Genomic DNA, 18,185 nt, shown 5'->3' with positions numbered 1-18,185 from the left:
GGGGCCTCACGCCAGGATTGTTGACGGATTGACTATCCATTCGCGCCCGCGCCGATCGACCGCAAATTGTTCGGGTTGTCGGGCATAGGCCGCCAAACCCTCCAGCGCAGGGTCCGGATGACGCACAATAAAGGTCGGGATTTTGTGCATCAGTTGTTCATGAGGAGCCTTTGCTTCAAACGCTGCGCGGAAGTTTCCATCCGTCAAGAACTGCGGGATGCGCGGCGTGATGCCGCCGGTCAGATACACACCGCCGCGAGCAAGGGTCGTCAACGCAAAGTCCCCTGCAACACGGCCAAGAGCCCTTGCAAAAACCTGCAGCGTTTTCAGAGCAACCGGGTCGTTCTCTTCTGCTGCCTTTGTGATCATCGCGGGCGTCGTAAAGTCCCGGGTCATATCCATCCACGTGGAAACGGCTCTGGCGAGGCGCGGAAGCCCTGTGCCACTCAAAACCTCCTCGGCTCCTATTCGGCCATTGCGCTTGATTATGAAAGGCCAAATCTCAAAGTCTTCGGAAGTTACGGGACCCAGTTCCACATGCCCACCTTCTCCGGGAACCGGTACCCAGGTGTCGGCCGCATAAATCATCGACGCCGCTCCAAGGCCAGTGCCGGGCCCAAGAACAAATTTTGTTGCGTTTGGCCGGGCCTCACCCTTACCAACCTGCTCAATATCCGAACCTTGATATCCAGGCAAGGCAAGGGCTTGCGCTTCGAAGTCGTTGAGGACAACGACCCGGTCAAAACCAAGCTCTGAGATCATCTTGAGCGGTTCGATCACCCAAGCTGCATTTGTCAGTGGTATCGTGTCGCCGGTCACCGGGCCTGCCACCGCAATGATGGCAGTCTTCGGATGTTTCGAAGTGTTTGGCAATACGGTTTGCCGAATGGCTGAGGAAATGTCTGCATGATCTGCGGTTGCTGTCTTGCCGCACATCCGGGTGGGTGCCGTCTCATTCTCGACCATCGCGAAACGTGCATTCGTGCCGCCGATATCGGCAACCAGGACCGGATAGGAAAATGGAGCTTGGGATTGGAACGTCATTGGGCAGCCGCGCCCACTTCCGGTGTGTTGGACGTTGTCGTCAATCCAGTCAGGCGGGATGACCGCAGCAGAATCCCGGCCGTTGAAGGGTTCAACGCCATTGGCATGTCATACACAACAGCAAGGCGCATCAAAGCCTTTACATCAACATCGTGGGGCATCGGAGACAGTGGATCGACAAAGAAAATCAAGCCATGAAGGCGTCCTTCGGCAATCATCGCACCAATTTGCTGATCGCCGCCCAATGGGCCGCTTTTAAATCGATTGATGTTTAGGCTGGGGCAGGCCTCTTGTATGCGGCCGCCCGTCGTGCCGGTCGCGACAAGATCGAATGATGTCAGTTTCTCTTCATGCCGCTCGGCAAACTCGACCATGGCGTCTTTTTTGGCATCGTGGGCCACCAGGGCAAGGGTTGGTTTGGCGGGCATGAGAGGCGTCCTTTGAGAACGGATTGGAAATTGTTTTCGTGTTTAGCGCAAAGGCGGCCAGGCGCAAAGAAAGATCGGAATTTGCTGAGACAGTCTCGCTCAACCAGACCGGAAGGCCGCTGAAATCTGAAGACAAAAAACGCACATGCCGGAACAGGTGCGCTTAAAAGACACTCGATGGAGACGTGGCTTGATCAGTCGAACAAATTACAACGCACCGGTTCACGTGCGGAGACAGTGTGGAAGTAGTTGTCCGGTTCTGGCATCGAAATTCCGGCTATCTCCATGACGAGTTTCATGCGGATTGCATCTGCAAAGCCTTCTTTCGATCGCACAGGGATTGCAAACGAACCCGGGCCACCAATCACGCAGTCTTCGTAATAATGGTCGAGGTTCAACATGGCTTGCCAGGTGTTTTTGTTTGATTTCATCATCAACGGAAGGCCGTTGATGGTCACACCGGCGTTCACCATGCGGTCACGCATGGCAGTCACTGAGCCGCCCTGGTTGTTCGGGCCATCGCCCGAAATGTCGATGACCTGTCGCAAACCCGTGTACTTGTTGTTCTGAACCATCCAGACCGATTTCTCCAGTGCGGAGGAAATCGATGTTCGTTGCACCTGCCGCAACGGAGCTTCAGAAACCTTGGAGGCGAAATGCGCCGCTGAGGCCGCATCTTGGACAACTGTCCAGTCGGCAACGACGAAATGTTCGTCAACACCGCCCCATTCCATGTACATGATCGCGATTTTACCTATGGGACCGACCTGTATCGCATCCAGAAACTCTTGAGATGTCAGAGCCGAGATATATCCAGCGCGCTGGATCTCCTGCTCTTCGGTATCCATGGATTGAGAAATGTCGACAGCGAGCACCAGTTCAACGTCTACTTCGTTGGCGGGATCATAGCTGTATTGCGCTGAAATAAGTGGCGACCTCAAAAAGTCGCGTGCTTGAGTTTGCGTGGAAAGTACGGTGGCCACGCAGAGGAAGAGAAGTAACTTAAACGCTTTCAGTGCACAGTTTTGTGTTGAGTCGAGACGCATTGGTTTCTCCATCTTTCGGTCGTCTGACCAGGTCGCCACGTCTCCCCTTTTTGTTATTTTGTTATGTAATTTCTTATCTTTTCGTTTCTCGCTAATCCTACTTAGGTACTTTGGCTCATTTGGTCGCTGCTCGTGAATTACTGAGCAAACAGTGTGCCAACTGTACTAGATTTATGATTAACCGGCAAAATCAAATGCGCACAGAGTGCATTTATTCCACAGAAGGGAAATAAGTGCCGGTTTGCTCGGCAAAAAATGCCACTTGCTCTGAAGATGCGAAAATGATGCGGCATTTTTTGCCGGTCGCGTCTCCGCCGGAAAAACGTCGCTTTGATCAAAAATGCGGCAGTTTGCTGCATTTTTGTGACGCTTTTTTATTGACGCAAAGCTCTTGAAGCGACATGATCTGCAGAAATTCTCACTATGTGAAGAATTTTTCAAAAAGCTTCTGCGACGACCAGTAAATGGTCGTGGCAATGGCGGATCAGGCTGGTTCGAGGGAGCTGCCTGGTCAAACGTGTTTGAGATTAAACTCATGGGAGCGGGTTTCTCGATGGCGGTACGCGGCGACGATTTGACATCTCACATGGCCATCCGGGCTGCGTGGCTGTCGTTTGTCGGTGGCCGGACGCAAGGTGAAATCGCGGCTCAGCTTGGCGTCTCTCCCGCCAAAGTCCATCGTTTGATTGCGCACGCGCAAAAAGCCGGGCACGTAAAGTTCCAGATCGACGGAAGGCCAATGGAATGCCTCCAGCTGGAGCGGGAGTTGACGTCTCATTTCGGTCTGTCCAATTGCATCATTGCCCCGGATGTCGGCAGCGGCGATGAAGATGCAGCCTTGCGGGCGGTGGCTGTTTCCGCCGCGCAGTTCTTATCGGGTCTTCTTGGCGGTGCTGGTGTGAAGCGGTTGGGCGTTGGCATGGGGCGCACGTTAACGGCATCAGTCGAAGCCTTGCCGAAGATCCAGCGCAGCGATCTTGAGATCATGTCGATCTGCGGATCCTTGACGCGCACATTGGCTGCCAACCCTTACGACATCGTCCAGAAGATGCAGGAACGGACTGGTGGCGTCGGATATTATCTGCCGGTGCCGTACTTTGCCGAAAATCAGGACGAAAAGTCCATGTTTTTGACCCAGCGCAGCGTTCAGGACCTGATGAGCCGCGCGCGCCAGTCTGATGCCTTCCTGATTGGGCTGGGTTCGGTCGAAAATGAAGGGCACCTCGTGCAGCGCGGCATGATCTCCAAGCAGGAGCAGGAAAATCTGATGTCCGGCGGCGCCGTTTGTGATTTGATGGGGCGCTTCTTGACGATTGACGGAGAATTGGCTCCCGACCCGCTCGGAGATTGTGCGGTCGGCCTTCATTTTGATGAAGTGCGGGGGAGCCGTGTGATTGCGCTGGTGGGTGGTGAAAGCAAGGTGGATGCAACACTTGCTGCACTGCGTACCGGTGTCATTACCGATCTGGTTGCGGATGAGAGCCTAGCAAAAGCTCTCAGCGCACGGGTCGGGTTACAGTTGGCACAGTCTGCATAAAGCAGCTGGGTCTCTCGAGGGGAAATGGGCCCGCCGAAGGCAGGCCCCCGCATGTCGGAGGACATATACGTGAAGAAAATTCTGACCATCAGCACCGCTTTGGCGGGTCTGGCGTTTTCGGTGGCCGGTGCAATGGCCGCCGACATCAAGCCGGCAGTGCTCTACGATCTGGGCGGCCGTTTTGACAAGTCTTTCAACGAAGCAGCCTACACCGGTGCTGAGCAATTCAAAGCGGATTACGGCACCGAGTACCGCGACTTCGAAATCCAGAACGACAGCCAGCGCGAGCAGGCACTGCGGAACTTCGCAAAACGCGGCATGAACCCGATCGTTGCAATCGGTTTCTCTCAGGCCAACGCGGTTGAGAAAGTCGCGCAGGAATTCCCGGACACCCAGTTTGCGATCGTCGACATGGTCGTTGATCTTCCGAACGTTCGCTCAATTCTGTTCAAGGAGCACGAAGGCTCCTACATCGTGGGCATGCTCGCTGCGATGGCGTCTGAAACCGACAAGGTCGGCTTCGTTGGCGGTATGGACATTCCGCTGATCCGTAAATTTGCATGCGGTTACAAGCAGGGTGTCATGGCGACAGCGCCGGACGCTGAAGTCTTTGAAAACATGACGGGCACGACAGGGGCCGCATGGAACGACCCGGTCAAGGGCGGCGAGCTGGCGAAGTCTCAGTTCGACAGCGGTGCTGACGTTGTCTACCACGCGGCTGGCGCCACCGGTATCGGTGTTCTTCAAGCTGCTGCAGATGCCGGCAAGCTCGGCATCGGCGTCGACAGCAACCAGAACGGCCTGCACCCGGGTTCCGTTTTGACGTCGATGCTGAAGCGCGTTGACATCGCTGTTTACCAGGCATTTGAAGACGCTGCCAACGACTCCTGGTCTTCAGGCTTTGAAGTGCTCGGCCTGAAAGAAGGCGGTGTTGATTGGGCTCTGGACGACAACAATGCAGAACTCGTTAGCGATGAAATGAAGGCTGCTGTTGAAGAAGCATCCAACAAGATCATCTCCGGCGAAATCGTCGTTCACGACTACATGTCTGATCAGAACTGCCCAGTTTAATCTGATTTGTCTTGGCATCCCGCGCGGTTCTGCGTGCGGGATGCATTTCTTTGGGTTTTCCCGGTTCGCGGTCTAGCGGGGATCTGATGGTCCGTTTTCGTACAGGAATAGTGTCTGTCGTTTTGGGCAGCTTGGCAGCCTTTGCTGCGCAAGCCGAGCCGGCGATTGTGTATTCGGTCGGCGGCAAATTTGATGGCTCCTTTAACGAGAGCGCTTATGACGGCGTCAAACGGTTCACCGATGAAACCGGCGAGGCTGTGCGGGAATTTGAGCTGGAACGCGATGCGCAGAGCCTTCAAGCACTGCGGAACTTTGCCAGCCGCGGCAGTGAACCAATTGTTGCCATCGGGTTTAACCAGGCAAATGCGCTGGGCCAGGTGGCGTCGGAGTTTCCGGAAGAAGATTTTGCCATCGTCGATATGGTGGTCGAGCAGCCAAATGTCCGCTCTTACGTCTTCAAGGAACATGAAGGCGCCTACATCGGTGGTTTGCTGGCCAGCATGGCCTCAAGAACCGGGACGATCGGATTTGTCGGCGGCATGGACATCCCGATCATTCAGCGTTTCTTGTGCGGCTATAAGCAAGGTGCACTGGCGGCAAACCAGCAAACCAAGGTCCTGTCGAATATGACCGGAGACACGCCGGCAGCGTTTGCCGATCCGGTGCGCGGCGCGGAATTGGCGCGCGGCCAGATCAATCGCGGCGCGGATGTGGTTATCCAGGCAGCGGGTGGGACCGGGATTGGCGTCTTGCAGGCTGCCGCGGATGCTGGGGTCCTCGGACTTGGGACAGACAGCAATCAGAATGGTCTGCATCCGGGCAAGGTACTGACATCCATCCGCAAGCGCGTGGACAATGCAGTTTACGACAGTTTTACCACTGCAGTGAATGGATCCTTCGCTCCAGGCATCCAGGTTCTGGGCCTTAAGGAAGGCGGAATGGACTGGGTGCTGGATGAAAACAATCAGGACCTGATTTCAGAAGACATGAAAGCAGCTGCAGATGCAGCGGTTGACGCAATCTCCAAGGGGGAGATTGTGGTCCATGATGTGGTGGCGGATGGGCCGTGCCCTTTTTGAAGGCATGCCTGAACGCTGAACAGGACACAGCAAGAATGACAAAAAGTAATCGTCACGCCTGGGGGATGGCATGAGCGAAACACCTGCAATTGAGCTGCGCAAGATCAACAAAAGCTTTGGGGCGGTCCACGCCAACAAGGACATCGACCTTGTTGTAAAGAAGGGATCAATCCACGGCATTATCGGTGAAAATGGCGCGGGCAAATCGACCTTGATGTCGATCCTTTACGGCTTTTATCAAGCTGACACCGGAGACATTCTGGTCAACGGAAATAAGGTCACGATCTCGGATTCAAAGGCTGCGATCGGGATGGGGATCGGGATGGTTCACCAGCACTTCATGCTGGTCGACAATTTCACCGTTCTGGAAAACGTCGTTCTTGGCGCGGAAGACAGTGCGCTTCTGGCCGGTGGCCTTAACCGGGCCAGATCCGAACTGCATCGCCTGGAAACCGAATATGAGCTCCGGGTTGATCCGGAAGCAATCACCGGTGAGCTGCCGGTCGGACTTCAGCAGCGTGTTGAAATTCTGAAAGCACTCTATCGCAGCGCCGAAGTCCTGATCCTTGATGAACCGACGGGCGTTTTGACGCCTGCTGAGGCGGACCACCTGTTCAAGATCCTGGAAGTTCTGAAGAACGAAGGCAAAACCATCCTGCTGATCACGCACAAACTGCGCGAGATCATGGCTGCGACCGACATGGTGTCTGTCATGCGCCGCGGAGAGATGGTGGCGACCCGCGAGACCAAGAACACCTCAATGGAGGAGTTGGCCGAGCTGATGGTCGGGCGCAGCGTCTTGTTGCGGGTCGACAAGAAACCAGCCGAACCCAAAGCGCCCGTTCTAGAGGTGGAAAACCTCACGGTGACAGACAGCCGCGGCGTCGAAGTTGTGAAGGATGTTTCTTTCAAGGTGCATGAAGGCGAAATCGTCGGCATCGCGGGCGTATCCGGTAACGGGCAGTCAGAACTTCTCGAAACTCTTTCCGGCATCCGTCGCGCCACCCGGGGTACCTTGAAAATCAACGGTGAGACGATTGATCTGGCCAACCGGGCACCGGACGCCGCCGATATGCGCGCAAAGAGCATGGGCCATGTTCCAGAAGACCGGCACCGTATGGGGCTGATCAATAGTTTCGCCGAGTATGAGAACTCCATTCTCGGGTATCACCGGGACCCTGCCTATTCAAAAGGCCTTCTGCTCGACCTGCCGGCGATCAAGAAAAATGCCGTCGATGAAATCGAGAAATACGATATCCGGCCGCCAAATCCGATGCTCAAGACCGCAAACTTCTCAGGGGGCAACCAGCAGAAGGTTGTTCTGGCTCGGGAAATCGAACGGGACCCGAACATCCTTTTGGTTGGCCAGCCGACCCGTGGTGTGGACATCGGCGCTATCGAATTCATTCACAAGCGGCTCATTGAACTGCGTGATGCGGGGAAAGGCATCCTTTTGGTTTCCGTGGAGCTCGACGAAATCCGTGGCCTGTCCGACAGGGTGCTTGTGATGTTCGACGGCAAGGTCGTGGGCGAACGCGGCGCGGATGCTGAAGAAAGTGATCTTGGCCTGCTGATGGCCGGGATTGAGGACAAAAAGATCGCCGTTGAAGGAGACGTCCAATGAGTGGCGGCCAGCTACCCCGGTGGGTCGATTACGGCCTGATCCCGTTCCTGAATCTTGCGGCCGCATTTCTGGTCTCCGGTCTTGTGGTGATCTTGATCGGTGAAAACCCGATCGATGCTGTCAAAGTCCTAATCTGGGGCTCTCTCGGTTACACGGAAGGCTTCGGATACACACTCTTTTATGCGACCAACTTCATCTTCACCGGGCTCGCGGTGGCAGTCGCGTTTCACGCAGGCCTCTTCAACATTGGCGGTGAAGGGCAGGCGTACCTGGGCGGTCTAGGCGTAGCCATCGCGTGTCTGGCTCTGGACCATTATGTGCCATGGTATGTGACATTGCCGTTCGCCATCATCGGATCCGCCTTGATGGGCGCGGCATGGGCCTTCATCCCGGCCTGGCTGCAGGCAACGCGCGGCAGCCACGTGGTTATCACTACCATCATGTTCAACTTCATTGCCGCCTCTTTGATGGTCTATCTGCTCAATGGCTTTCTGAAAAAGCCAGGCTCCATGCAGAACGAGACCCGCACCTTTGAAGATGGCGGCCGCTTGCCGTTCCTGAACGACATTTTCCCGTCTTTCGGCTTCGGTTTTGCGCCGGTCAATCTCGCGCTGTTTGTTGCTTTGGCAGCCTGCGTCCTGGTCTGGCTGTTGATCTGGCGGACCAAGCTCGGATTTGAAATCCGCTCCTTCGGCGCCAACGCGACAGCGGCAGTCTATGCGGGTATCTCACCCGTGCGTATCACCGTGGTGACGATGCTGATTTCCGGCGGTCTTGCTGGCATGATGGCGATCAACGAGATCATGGGCTCACAACATCGCCTGCTGATCGATTTCGTGACCGGATACGGTTTTGTCGGCATCGCCGTTGCGCTTATGGGTCGGGCCCACCCGGTCGGTATCCTGCTGGCGTCTATCCTGTTCGGGATGCTGTATCAGGGCGGCGCAGAGCTTTCTTTTGAGATGCCAAACATCACGCGCGACATGATCATCGTGATCCAGGGCCTGGTGATCCTGTTTGCCGGTGCGCTTGAGCATATGTTCCGGCCTGCCATTGCCCAGTTTTTCATGCCCGCTCGGCCCAAAACGGCGCAGGAGGCTTGATCATGTTTGAGACGTTGATCCTGACACTTGATTCCACGGTCCGCCTGTCAACGCCGCTCCTGCTCGCCTGTCTAGCAGGGCTTTACTCCGAACGTTCGGGGATCGTCGACATTGGCCTGGAAGGCAAGATGCTTGGCGCTGCCTTCGGCGCCGGTGCGGTCGCCTACATTACCGGCAACGCCTGGATTGGGCTCATGGCGGGCATTGCCGTATCGATTGGCCTGGCGCTCATCCACGGATTTGCGTCCATCACCAACCGCGGCAACCAGATTGTCTCCGGCGTTGCCATCAACTTCCTGGCGGCCGGTCTGACGGCCCTGCTCGGACAAACCTGGTTCAGCCAGGGGGGACGGACGCCGTCGCTTCAAGGGGATGGCCGCTTCCGCGACATCGTCTTGCCGGGCGCTGAGCAAGTGCGCGATGTGCCGATTATCGGCCCGATCTATGCCGAACTTTTGTCCGGTCATAACATCCTGGTCTATGCGGCCTTCGTTGCCGTGCCGGTGACATGGTGGGTGCTGTTCCGCACGCGTTTCGGTTTGCGACTTCGTGCGGTGGGTGAAAACCCGGCCGCCGTGGACACGGCAGGTATTTCGGTGACCTGGCTTCGCTACCGGGCCGTGATTGCATGCGGCATTCTCTGCGGGCTTGCGGGCAGTTATCTTTCGATCGCTCAGTCTGCCGGTTTCATCAAGGATATGACCGCCGGTAAGGGCTTTATTGCGCTTGCAGCGCTGATCTTCGCCAAGTGGCGGCCTGCGAGCGCGATGTTCGCTTGCCTGCTCTTTGGGTTCCTCGATGCAACGGCGATCCGCATGCAAGGACAAGAAGTTCCTGGCATTGGCGAGATCCCGGTCCAGTTCTTCCAGGCGCTGCCATACATTCTGACGGTCATCCTGCTTGCGGGCTTCATCGGGAAAGCGATCCCGCCGAAAGCTGCTGGCATTCCGTATCTGAAGGAGCGGTCATGAGTGATCTGGACAAGCTGTTCGAGGCCGCCAAGGCGGTGCGCGAAAAGGCATATGCTCCTTATTCCAACTTTCTGGTCGGGGCAGCATTCCGCACTCCGGATGGGACGATTTTCACCGGCTGCAATGTGGAGAATGCATCCTACCCGGTCAGCGTATGCGCTGAAGGTGGTGCAGCCAGCGCCATGATTGCCGCCGGTTACCGGGAAATCGAAGAAGCGGTCGTGATTGGCGATGCGGCCCTGTGCACCCCGTGCGGCATGTGCCGTCAGCGGTTTGCGGAATTCGGAACTGAAAATCTTGTGGTCCATGTTGCGGACCTCAACGGCATTCGCCGCAGCTTCACACTGGATGAATTGCTGCCGGCGGCATTTGAACTAGAAGACAAGAAGGACTGACCCACCATGAGTGGTTATGGCCGTGAGTGCGCGGATATTGTGCGCGCCGCCCGCGAGGGCTCCTACAAAATTGGCATGATCCTGGGATCCGGGCTTGGAACCCTGGCCGAAGAGGTCGAGGATGCAGTCCGCATTCCTTATTCTCATCTGACCGAGTTTCCGGTATCCACGGTAACATCGCATTCCAGCGAGCTGGTTGCCGGCACACTTGCCGGGGTTCCTGTGGTCATCCTGTCTGGCCGCGCGCACTATTACGAAGGTGGCGATCCGACCGTTATGCGGACACCGGTTGAAACCTTGAAGGAGCTCGGCTGCGAAATCCTTCTTGCGACCAATGCGGCCGGGTCCTTGCGCGAAGACGTCGCTCCCGGAAGTCCGATGGTCATTTCGGACCATATCAATTGGTCCGGCAAAAACCCGTTGATCGGCGAAGAAGACGAGAAGCGGTTCCTCGATATGAGCGCGGCGTATGATCAGGACCTTCTGGCGGCAATGAAGAAAGTTGCCGAAGAAACTGGCGACCCTGTCGCAGAAGGCGTCTACATGTGGTTCTCCGGCCCGTCATTTGAGACGCCTGCCGAAATCCGCATGGCCAAGATGTTGGGAGCAGATGCGGTCGGAATGTCGACCGTCCCGGAAGTCATCATGGCCCGGTTCCTAGGGATGCGTGTCGCAGCGATGTCCATCATCACCAACTACGGTGCTGGCATGCAAACCCATGCCTTGTCGCACGACGAAACCAAGTCCGTGGCGCTCACCGGCATGGAACGGATGAAGCAGCTCGTCCGCGCTTTTGTAAAAGAGGTCGGCCAATGACCGATATGATTGAAACCGCCAAACGGGCCCTTGGCCTGGTGGATTTAACCAATCTGAATGACGATTGCACGGCCGAAGATATTACGGCTTTGACAAATCGCACGGTAACCCCGCATGGCGCCGTTGCTGCCGTATGCGTGTGGCCCTGTTTCGTCGCGCAGGCTGTCAAGGAACTCGCCGGAACTGGGGTCAAAGTTGCGACAGTTGTCAACTTCCCGGCTGGCGGTGAAGACACGCAAGCTGTGGTCGCTGAAACTCGCCAGGCGATTGCCGATGGTGCGGATGAGATTGATCTCGTCATGCCTTACCGGACGTTTGTCGAGGGTCGGAAGGGCTTTGCCGAAGAGCAGATCGTTCAGGTCAAGGCCGCGATCCCAGAACCTGCCATCTTGAAGGTTATTCTCGAGACAGGCGAGATCAAGGATCCGCTCCTGATCCATGCCGCGTCCAATGTTGCGATCGCAGCCGGTGCAGATTTCATCAAGACCTCGACCGGCAAGGTTGCTGTCAACGCCACTTTGGAAGCTGCTGAAATCATGCTGACGGCCATCGAAGAAGCGCGGCGCGAAAACGCTGAGCGCGTCATCGGCTTTAAACCTGCCGGCGGGATCAAAACCGCTTCGGATGCGGCCGCTTATCTCGCGCTGGCAGACAAGATCATGGGACACAATTGGGTGTCCGCCTCAACCTTCCGTTTTGGCGCGAGCGGGTTGCTCGATGCTCTCACGGCAACGATAGACGGCAAAGACGCCGCAGTGGGTGAAGGATACTAAGATGCTGCCACAAGAGCTCATCAGGAAAAAACGGGACGGCGGAGCGCTGTCCTCCGAAGAGATCGCGTTTTTCGTAAAGGGCCTCGCTGACGGATCTGTCACCGAAGGACAGGTTTCCGCCCTTGCCATGGCGGTCTTTTTCAAGGGTCTCACCATTGATGAGCGTGTCGCTCTAACGCTCGCGATGCGCGACAGCGGCGATGTTCTGGACTGGTCGGACATTGAAGCTCCGGTCCTTGATAAACACTCCACCGGCGGTGTGGGTGACAACGTTTCGCTAATGCTGGCTCCGGCACTTGCGGCTTGCGGTGCAGCTGTCCCGATGATCTCTGGCCGTGGTCTCGGCCATACCGGTGGTACACTCGACAAGTTCGACAGCATTCCGGGCTACAAGACGCAGCCGGACAATGCGCTTTTCAAAAAGGTCGTGAAGGAAGTCGGCTGTGCCGTGATCGGTCAGACTGGCAATCTCGCTCCAGCCGACAAGCGTTTTTATGGCATCCGGGATGTGACCGCGACGGTCGAGAGCATTGACCTGATCACCGCATCCATTTTGTCCAAGAAACTGGCAGCGGGTCTTCAAGGGCTTGTGCTCGATGTGAAGTGGGGCAGTGGCGCGTTCATGGCAACGCTTGAAGAAGCGCGCGCGCTTGCCGAGAGCCTTGTCCTGGTCGCCAACGGTGCAGGCCTCAAAACAACCGCTCTGCTCACCGACATGAATGAGCCCTTGGCCTCTGCTGCGGGCAATGCGATCGAGATGCAAAATGCGGTCGACTTCCTGAAAGGCGCTGCCATCGACAACCGTCTGTGGGATGTCACCGTCGCGCAAGGCGGCGAACTGCTCGCAAGCGGCGGCCTCGCTGAAGATGCTGAGGCCGGATGTGATATGATGCGGTCAGCCTTTGAAAGTGGCAAGGCGGCAGAGAAGTTCGCTGAGATGGTGAGCGCGCTTGGTGGGCCTGCCGACTTCATGGAAAAGCCGGAACTCTATCTTGCGACAGCGAATTTCGAGGCACCGGTCTATCCATTTGAGGACGGCGTCGTCACGGAAATCGACGCGCGCGGTGTCGGGGTTGCGGTTGTTGCGCTTGGCGGCGGACGTAAAGCTGCTGCTGACGTGATCGACCCATCTGTTGGATTCACAAGCCTTGCAGGCGTGGGCAATTCGGTTGACGCAGATAGCCCGCTTGCGATCGTGCATGCCCGCAATGAAGAAGAAGCAGAAGCAGCTGCGATCGCATTGCGTGCAGCCTACACCGTCGGTTCAGCAAAGGACGTTATGGATCGTCCGAGTGTTGTAGAGCGCATCGCGCCGTAACCGCGGCCGGGCCGGGCGTAAAATCCGGCCCTCTCCGGCATAACATGTCGGCAACAATAATGAGGAGATGCTCATGCCCCGTGCGATCTTGTGCGTACTTGACAGTTTCGGGATTGGCGGCGCGGCGGATGCGGACGCCTTTGGCGATGTGGGGTCGGATACCCTTGGCCACATTGCGCAGCATTGCGCGGCAGGAAAGGGCGACAGGAACGGCCTTCGATCTGGTCCTCTGTCTGTCCCGAATATGGATCGGCTTGGGCTTGGTGCGGCCGGCCGTCTGTCCACCGGTGAAGACGTCCCGGGTCTGACCTATTCTGGAGAGCCAGAAGGACTTTGGGGCTATGCAGCCGAAGTCTCGAACGGCAAGGATACCCCGTCCGGGCACTGGGAAATCGCGGGCGTGCCTGTCCGGTTCGACTGGGGCTACTTCCCGGAAACAATCCCGACATTTCCGTCAGAGCTGATTTCCAAGATCAGCGAAAAAGCCGGATTGAACGGGATCCTGGGCGACAAACATGCCTCCGGGACCGAGATCATCGCAGAACTCGGGGACGAGCATGTGAAGACCGGGAAGCCGATCTTCTACACTTCCGCTGACTCGGTCATTCAGATCGCCGCTCACGAAGAGCATTTCGGCCTGGAGAAGCTCTATGACCTTTGCGAAATCACGCGCGAATTCGCGGACCCGTACAACATCGGCCGCGTGATTGCGCGACCCTTTCTCGGCGACAGCGCTGATACGTTTGAGCGCACGGCCAACCGCCGCGATTATTCCGTTTTGCCACCTGAACCAACGTTACTTGATCGGCTGACTGCTGATGGTCGGACAGTCTATGGCATTGGAAAAATCTCCGACATCTTTGCGCATCAGGGCGTGGCCAAGGTTCTGAAGGGGGCTGGCAATGATCAGCTTTTTGACAAGACCCTTGAAGCCATGGATCTGGCGCAAGATGGCGACATGATCTTTGCCAATTTCATCGACTTCGATTCCCTTTATGGGCATCGCCGCGATGTTCCGGGATATGCTGCAGCACTGGAGCACTTTGACGGACGTCTTCCGGAAATGATTGCCAAAATGCGGGAGGGTGACCTCCTAATCCTGACGGCTGATCACGGATGCGACCCGACCTGGCGCGGGACGGATCATACCCGTGAACATGTTCCTGTGATCGCCACGGGACCCGGCATTGCGGGTAAGGGTATTGGCGGGCGCAAGACTTACGCCGATATTGGGGAGAGCGTTGCGCATCATCTTGGGATCGACCAAGGCCCGCACGGAACCAGTTTCCTGTAAAAGAAGGACAGCGAACGACTGTGGCCCCAAAAGGTAAGGACGAGACCCTCGCGGTCCCAAAGGTCGAACTTCACTGCCACATTGAAGGGGCTGCTCCTCCGCGTCTCGTCCGTCAGCTCGCTGATCAGCATGGTGTCGATGTCTCAGAGGTGATTGACGGCAAGGGGCAGTACGTCTGGTCCGATTTTACCTCTTTCCTAAAAGCCTATGACACGGCCAGTTCCGTCTTCAAGACACCGGCTGACTACGCGCTCCTTGCCGAGACTTATTTCCGGATGCTTGCAGCAGAAGGGGCGATCTACGGCGAGATTTTCATTTCGCCCGATCATGCTCAAGCCGCCGGTCTTTCCTACCGTTCCTATGTAGAAGGCCTTGCGGCCGGGATCGAACGGGCAAAAATCGATACGGCCATAGACGGCCGGATGATCGCAATCGGTGTACGGCACTTCGGCACAGCCTCCGTCGAACGTGTCGTCAAGGAAGTGATTGGCAATCCCCATCCCCTGGTCACCGGTTTTGGTCTTGCAGGGGATGAACGTTCCGGACATCCGGCAAACTTTGCCAAGGCGTTCCGTATGGCAGCCGATGCCGGGTTGGGAACGACAGCCCATGCCGGGGAGTTTGGCGGACCGGAAAGCATCACCGCAGCTCTGGAGTTCTTGCGGGTCAAGCGTCTTGGCCATGGTGTCCGGGTCATTGAAGATCGGGATCTTGTGAAACGGCTCGTCGACGAAGACGTTGTCCTGGAAGTGTGTCCGGGATCAAACATCGCGCTTGGCGTTTATTCCGTCTTGCGCTTTCACCCGGTGAACATGCTTCGAAAAGAAGGGGTCAAGATCACCCTGAATTCCGATGACCCGCCCTTTTTTGGCACCACACTCGGCAAAGAGTATTCGTCTGTCTCGGAGACGTTTGGCTGGACAAGAGACGATCAAATGGAGATTAGCCGCACTGCGATCATGGCCGCGTTTTGTGACGACAGCACACGCAACCGGTTGCTGACCCGTCTCGACAGCGCAAAGATTGGCAGCTAAGTACGCCGACCATGACCACCAAAGCCCAAAATGACAACGGCCTGTTGGAAACCTTCAAGGCCGAACGGGTTCGCTTAGTCGCGAACAACCTTCTGGATCGCGCGCTCGCTGATAAATTGGATCATGTGAGCGTGGACATCAGCAAACTGGATCAAGCCTTGATCCAGGTTCTTGAAATCACCAAGCAGACCTATCCTGATTTCCAGATCCCGCCCTACGGCGTCTGGCGTTTGTTTGAAGCAGGGGGCGTTGATCGGTGGAGCGCCCTTGCCTCAGCGCGAAACTTTCAGTCGGCGGATGAGCTTCTTGCAGCGGCATCGGACTTGGCAATTCTCGCGGCCTACATGGATGTGCACACACCTCAGGGCTGGTCCTACGAAGACACGATGGCTGGAACCGAAGTCAAAGGCCGTGAGGCCGCGGCATTGGCGGTCATCAACATGTTCGCCGCAGGATCGTTTTCCTCCGATCCTGTCGATCCTTTCCGAGTTGATGCAGACGCTTTGATCCGTCTTGAAATCGAAGAACTGGCCAACGGACTTCAGCTTAGCGCCGAGCAGGAAGGTGATTTCTTTAAACTCCTCCAGCGCCACTTGAAGCGGTTTGGCGAAGCGCTGGCCTTGCGTCCCGATCTCTTTGGCGAAGGTCAATCCACGCGTCCTGGAAACCTCGTTGTAAAAGTTGGCAGCGAAGGCTGGGGGTCGGTTGACGCCGCTGTTCTGCTGGATCGTTTGTTGCAAAGCCTTGCTCCGTTGTGGGAGGGCGGTGCCGCCGAGGGCGACGTCTCGTTTGGAGACAGTTTTGCGCATCCTGTGAAGGCCAATCCCGCAAATCAAGATATTGTGCCCTTTCATCTGACCGCCCAAAGAATGGTCTATTCCCTTGTGGAGCCGCTGGCCTGGGCCGGATATGAGGTGGATGAGCTTGATACGCTGACAGGACCGGGCGAGGCAGAACACACCGGATTATTCGTGAGCACCGGTGTTCTCAGTATGAAATCCGAAACTGACGACTTGTCTGATGATCAGGCATTGGACCGGCAGACGGAACTACGCGCTGTCACGATTGCGTTGACGGACAGACTTGCGGCCATGCTGCGCAAGGAGCTGGATGTTGAGCAAGAACAATTGCCGTTGTCCTGCATTCTGGAAGGGGGAACTAGCCGGGCTGGAGCCGCGATAATCTCCGAAAACCGGGAATTGCGGGAAAAACTGGAAAAAATCATGAACCCGGGCTCTATTTTTTGGTTGCCGTTCGGGGCATAGGTCCACAACATCAAACAAACGGAAGACCGCCCGCTATCGGATGCGGCCCACACAAAGAGAGGCAGATATGTCCGGAGCAAATGTCATCAGCCATCCGCTGGTCCAGCACAAACTCACCATCATGCGCGACAAGGGAACGTCAACTCAGGGGTTCCGGCGTCTATTGCGCGAGATTTCGACGCTGCTGTGTTACGAAGTGACCCGCGATCTTCCGCTGGTTCGCCAGACCATCGAAACGCCGCTTGCCGAAATGCAGGCACCGTCACTGGCGGGCAAGAAGCTTGTGTTTGCATCCGTCCTGCGCGCCGGTAATGGTCTTTTGGAAGGTATGCTTGACCTCGTGCCATCTGCACGCGTCGCCCACGTCGGCCTTTATCGTGATCCGGAAACTCTTGAGCCGGTTGAGTACTATTTCAAGGCTCCGGAAGATCTGAACGAACGTCTCGTGATTGTTGTCGACCCAATGCTGGCGACCGGAAACTCGGCCATCGCAGCTGTCGATAAACTGAAAGAACGCGGCGCAAACAACATCCGGTTCCTGTGCCTGCTGGCATCTCCTGAAGGTGTGGCGAAATTCAACGAGAAACAGCCAGATGTGCCGATCTATACGGCTTCCATTGATGAGAAGCTCAACGAAAAGGGCTACATCGTGCCAGGTCTTGGAGACGCTGGTGACCGGATGTACGGCACCAAATAAACCTGACGGCTTTGTGTCTTTAAACGCGGTGCCAATGGCGCCGCGTTTTTCTTTTGTGTCAGCCGTATTGGACCGATGTTCGGGGGTCTAAATTGAACCCAGAACGCTTTACGGTGCGATAAGGTTGTTGTGATAGCGCTAGGTTTCCGGCAAACGAGGCGGCCCATGTATCGTTTTCTAATCGTCTTGGTTTTGTGCGCAGCAATTGCGCCTATCGTCCCGTTATGGGTTGAACATCAAAACAACCAGACAAGTGAGACTGCAGCTGCAACATCAAATGCCCCTTTAGAGACCGGTGAACGCCGGCATCGGATATCGGCAAACCGAAGCGGTCAGTTTGTGGCAGACGTTCATCTAAACGGTCAGATGCATGAAATGCTGGTCGATACGGGCGCGTCTGCGACGGTTCTGCCGGTTTCAGTCGCGCGGACTGTGGGTATTTTCCCGGCAAACGACGATTTCAAACTTCGGGTCAGTACCGCCAACGGAACCACCTATGGCGCCCGGGCTATCATCGACCGGCTGCAGATCGGCAGGATCAACTTGAGAAACATTGAGGCATTGGTGTTGCAAGACAGCAATCTGTCGATCCCGCTACTTGGCATGACGGCCCTCAACAAGCTGGACCGGTTTGACATTTCAAACGGCACCCTACTACTGATCCAGTAGATTTGTCTTTGCTGTCACAAT

At 56.4% G+C, this 18,185-nt stretch carries 18 protein-coding genes; 15 read left to right on the top strand and 3 right to left on the bottom strand.

What is annotated here, in order from left to right; genetic code table 11:
• Positions 1-6 precede the first annotated feature (6 nt).
• From glk to AC0J4F_RS02155, 3 genes are all read right to left on the bottom strand, one after another.
• Positions 7-1,044 (bottom strand): glucokinase, encoded by a 1,038-nt coding sequence (gene glk, locus AC0J4F_RS02165; protein ID WP_473025285.1) that lies wholly within the window; start codon positions 1,042-1,044, stop codon positions 7-9.
• On the bottom strand, positions 1,041-1,472 hold the full coding sequence (locus tag AC0J4F_RS02160; RefSeq protein WP_055670500.1) for a methylglyoxal synthase: 432 nt from the start codon (positions 1,470-1,472) through the stop codon (positions 1,041-1,043). The genes glk and AC0J4F_RS02160 overlap by 4 nt, the downstream gene beginning before the upstream one ends.
• 194 nt (positions 1,473-1,666) lie before the next feature.
• Positions 1,667-2,413, bottom strand: coding sequence for a DUF1194 domain-containing protein (locus AC0J4F_RS02155; protein ID WP_209002333.1), 747 nt, complete (start codon positions 2,411-2,413; stop codon positions 1,667-1,669).
• A 658-nt stretch (positions 2,414-3,071) separates the two neighbouring features.
• On the opposite strand from AC0J4F_RS02155, the gene AC0J4F_RS02150 reads away from it, so the two are divergent.
• The 15 genes from AC0J4F_RS02150 to AC0J4F_RS02080 all read left to right on the top strand — a co-directional run bounded on the left by AC0J4F_RS02150 (position 3,072) and on the right by AC0J4F_RS02080 (position 18,164).
• Positions 3,072-4,055: a sugar-binding transcriptional regulator gene (locus tag AC0J4F_RS02150; protein WP_209002332.1), complete on the top strand. Its 984-nt coding sequence runs from the start codon at positions 3,072-3,074 to the stop codon at positions 4,053-4,055.
• A gap of 69 nt (positions 4,056-4,124) precedes the next feature.
• Entirely contained in the window at positions 4,125-5,126 is a 1,002-nt protein-coding gene (locus AC0J4F_RS02145; protein WP_133948838.1) for a BMP family lipoprotein, read from the top strand.
• Positions 5,127-5,212: 86 nt separating this feature from the next.
• Positions 5,213-6,205, top strand: coding sequence for a BMP family ABC transporter substrate-binding protein (locus tag AC0J4F_RS02140; RefSeq protein WP_133948836.1), 993 nt, complete (start codon positions 5,213-5,215; stop codon positions 6,203-6,205).
• Between the two features lie 70 nt (positions 6,206-6,275).
• On the top strand, positions 6,276-7,829 hold the full coding sequence (locus AC0J4F_RS02135) for an ABC transporter ATP-binding protein (RefSeq protein ID WP_133948834.1): 1,554 nt from the start codon (positions 6,276-6,278) through the stop codon (positions 7,827-7,829).
• On the top strand, positions 7,826-8,932 hold the full coding sequence (locus tag AC0J4F_RS02130; RefSeq protein ID WP_133948832.1) for an ABC transporter permease: 1,107 nt from the start codon (positions 7,826-7,828) through the stop codon (positions 8,930-8,932). The genes AC0J4F_RS02135 and AC0J4F_RS02130 overlap by 4 nt, the downstream gene beginning before the upstream one ends.
• 2 nt (positions 8,933-8,934) lie before the next feature.
• On the top strand, positions 8,935-9,903 hold the full coding sequence (locus tag AC0J4F_RS02125) for an ABC transporter permease (protein WP_133948830.1): 969 nt from the start codon (positions 8,935-8,937) through the stop codon (positions 9,901-9,903).
• Positions 9,900-10,298 (top strand): cytidine deaminase, encoded by a 399-nt coding sequence (locus AC0J4F_RS02120; RefSeq protein WP_133948828.1) that lies wholly within the window; start codon positions 9,900-9,902, stop codon positions 10,296-10,298. The genes AC0J4F_RS02125 and AC0J4F_RS02120 overlap by 4 nt, the downstream gene beginning before the upstream one ends.
• A 6-nt stretch (positions 10,299-10,304) precedes the next feature.
• Complete coding sequence (locus AC0J4F_RS02115) at positions 10,305-11,114, top strand: purine-nucleoside phosphorylase (RefSeq protein WP_473025284.1); 810 nt, start codon at positions 10,305-10,307, stop codon at positions 11,112-11,114.
• Positions 11,111-11,887: a deoxyribose-phosphate aldolase gene (gene deoC, locus AC0J4F_RS02110; protein WP_473025283.1), complete on the top strand. Its 777-nt coding sequence runs from the start codon at positions 11,111-11,113 to the stop codon at positions 11,885-11,887. The genes AC0J4F_RS02115 and deoC overlap by 4 nt, the downstream gene beginning before the upstream one ends.
• Position 11,888: 1 nt before the next feature.
• Positions 11,889-13,205 carry a thymidine phosphorylase gene (gene deoA / locus AC0J4F_RS02105; protein WP_133948822.1) on the top strand — a complete coding sequence of 439 codons (1,317 nt, stop codon included), beginning with the start codon at positions 11,889-11,891 and terminating at the stop codon, positions 13,203-13,205.
• 73 nt (positions 13,206-13,278) lie between these two features.
• The gene (locus AC0J4F_RS02100) at positions 13,279-14,499 is read left to right on the top strand and encodes a phosphopentomutase (protein ID WP_473025281.1); all 1,221 of its coding nucleotides are present in this window, start codon (positions 13,279-13,281) and stop codon (positions 14,497-14,499) included.
• A gap of 20 nt (positions 14,500-14,519) precedes the next feature.
• Complete coding sequence (locus AC0J4F_RS02095; protein WP_473025280.1) at positions 14,520-15,533, top strand: adenosine deaminase; 1,014 nt, start codon at positions 14,520-14,522, stop codon at positions 15,531-15,533.
• An 11-nt stretch (positions 15,534-15,544) separates the two neighbouring features.
• Positions 15,545-16,798 carry a DUF1688 family protein gene (locus AC0J4F_RS02090; RefSeq protein ID WP_133948816.1) on the top strand — a complete coding sequence of 418 codons (1,254 nt, stop codon included), beginning with the start codon at positions 15,545-15,547 and terminating at the stop codon, positions 16,796-16,798.
• 67 nt (positions 16,799-16,865) lie between these two features.
• Positions 16,866-17,495, top strand: a complete 630-nt coding sequence (upp, locus tag AC0J4F_RS02085; protein ID WP_040451420.1) for a uracil phosphoribosyltransferase — start codon at positions 16,866-16,868, stop codon at positions 17,493-17,495.
• Positions 17,496-17,660: 165 nt separating this feature from the next.
• A complete protein-coding gene (locus AC0J4F_RS02080) occupies positions 17,661-18,164 on the top strand; it encodes a TIGR02281 family clan AA aspartic protease (protein ID WP_133948814.1) in 504 nt (167 codons plus the stop codon).
• Positions 18,165-18,185: the final 21 nt, after the last annotated feature.

Source organism: Roseibium sp. R5 (assembly GCF_055755305.1).
This window is presented reverse-complemented; position numbering and strand designations above follow the sequence as displayed.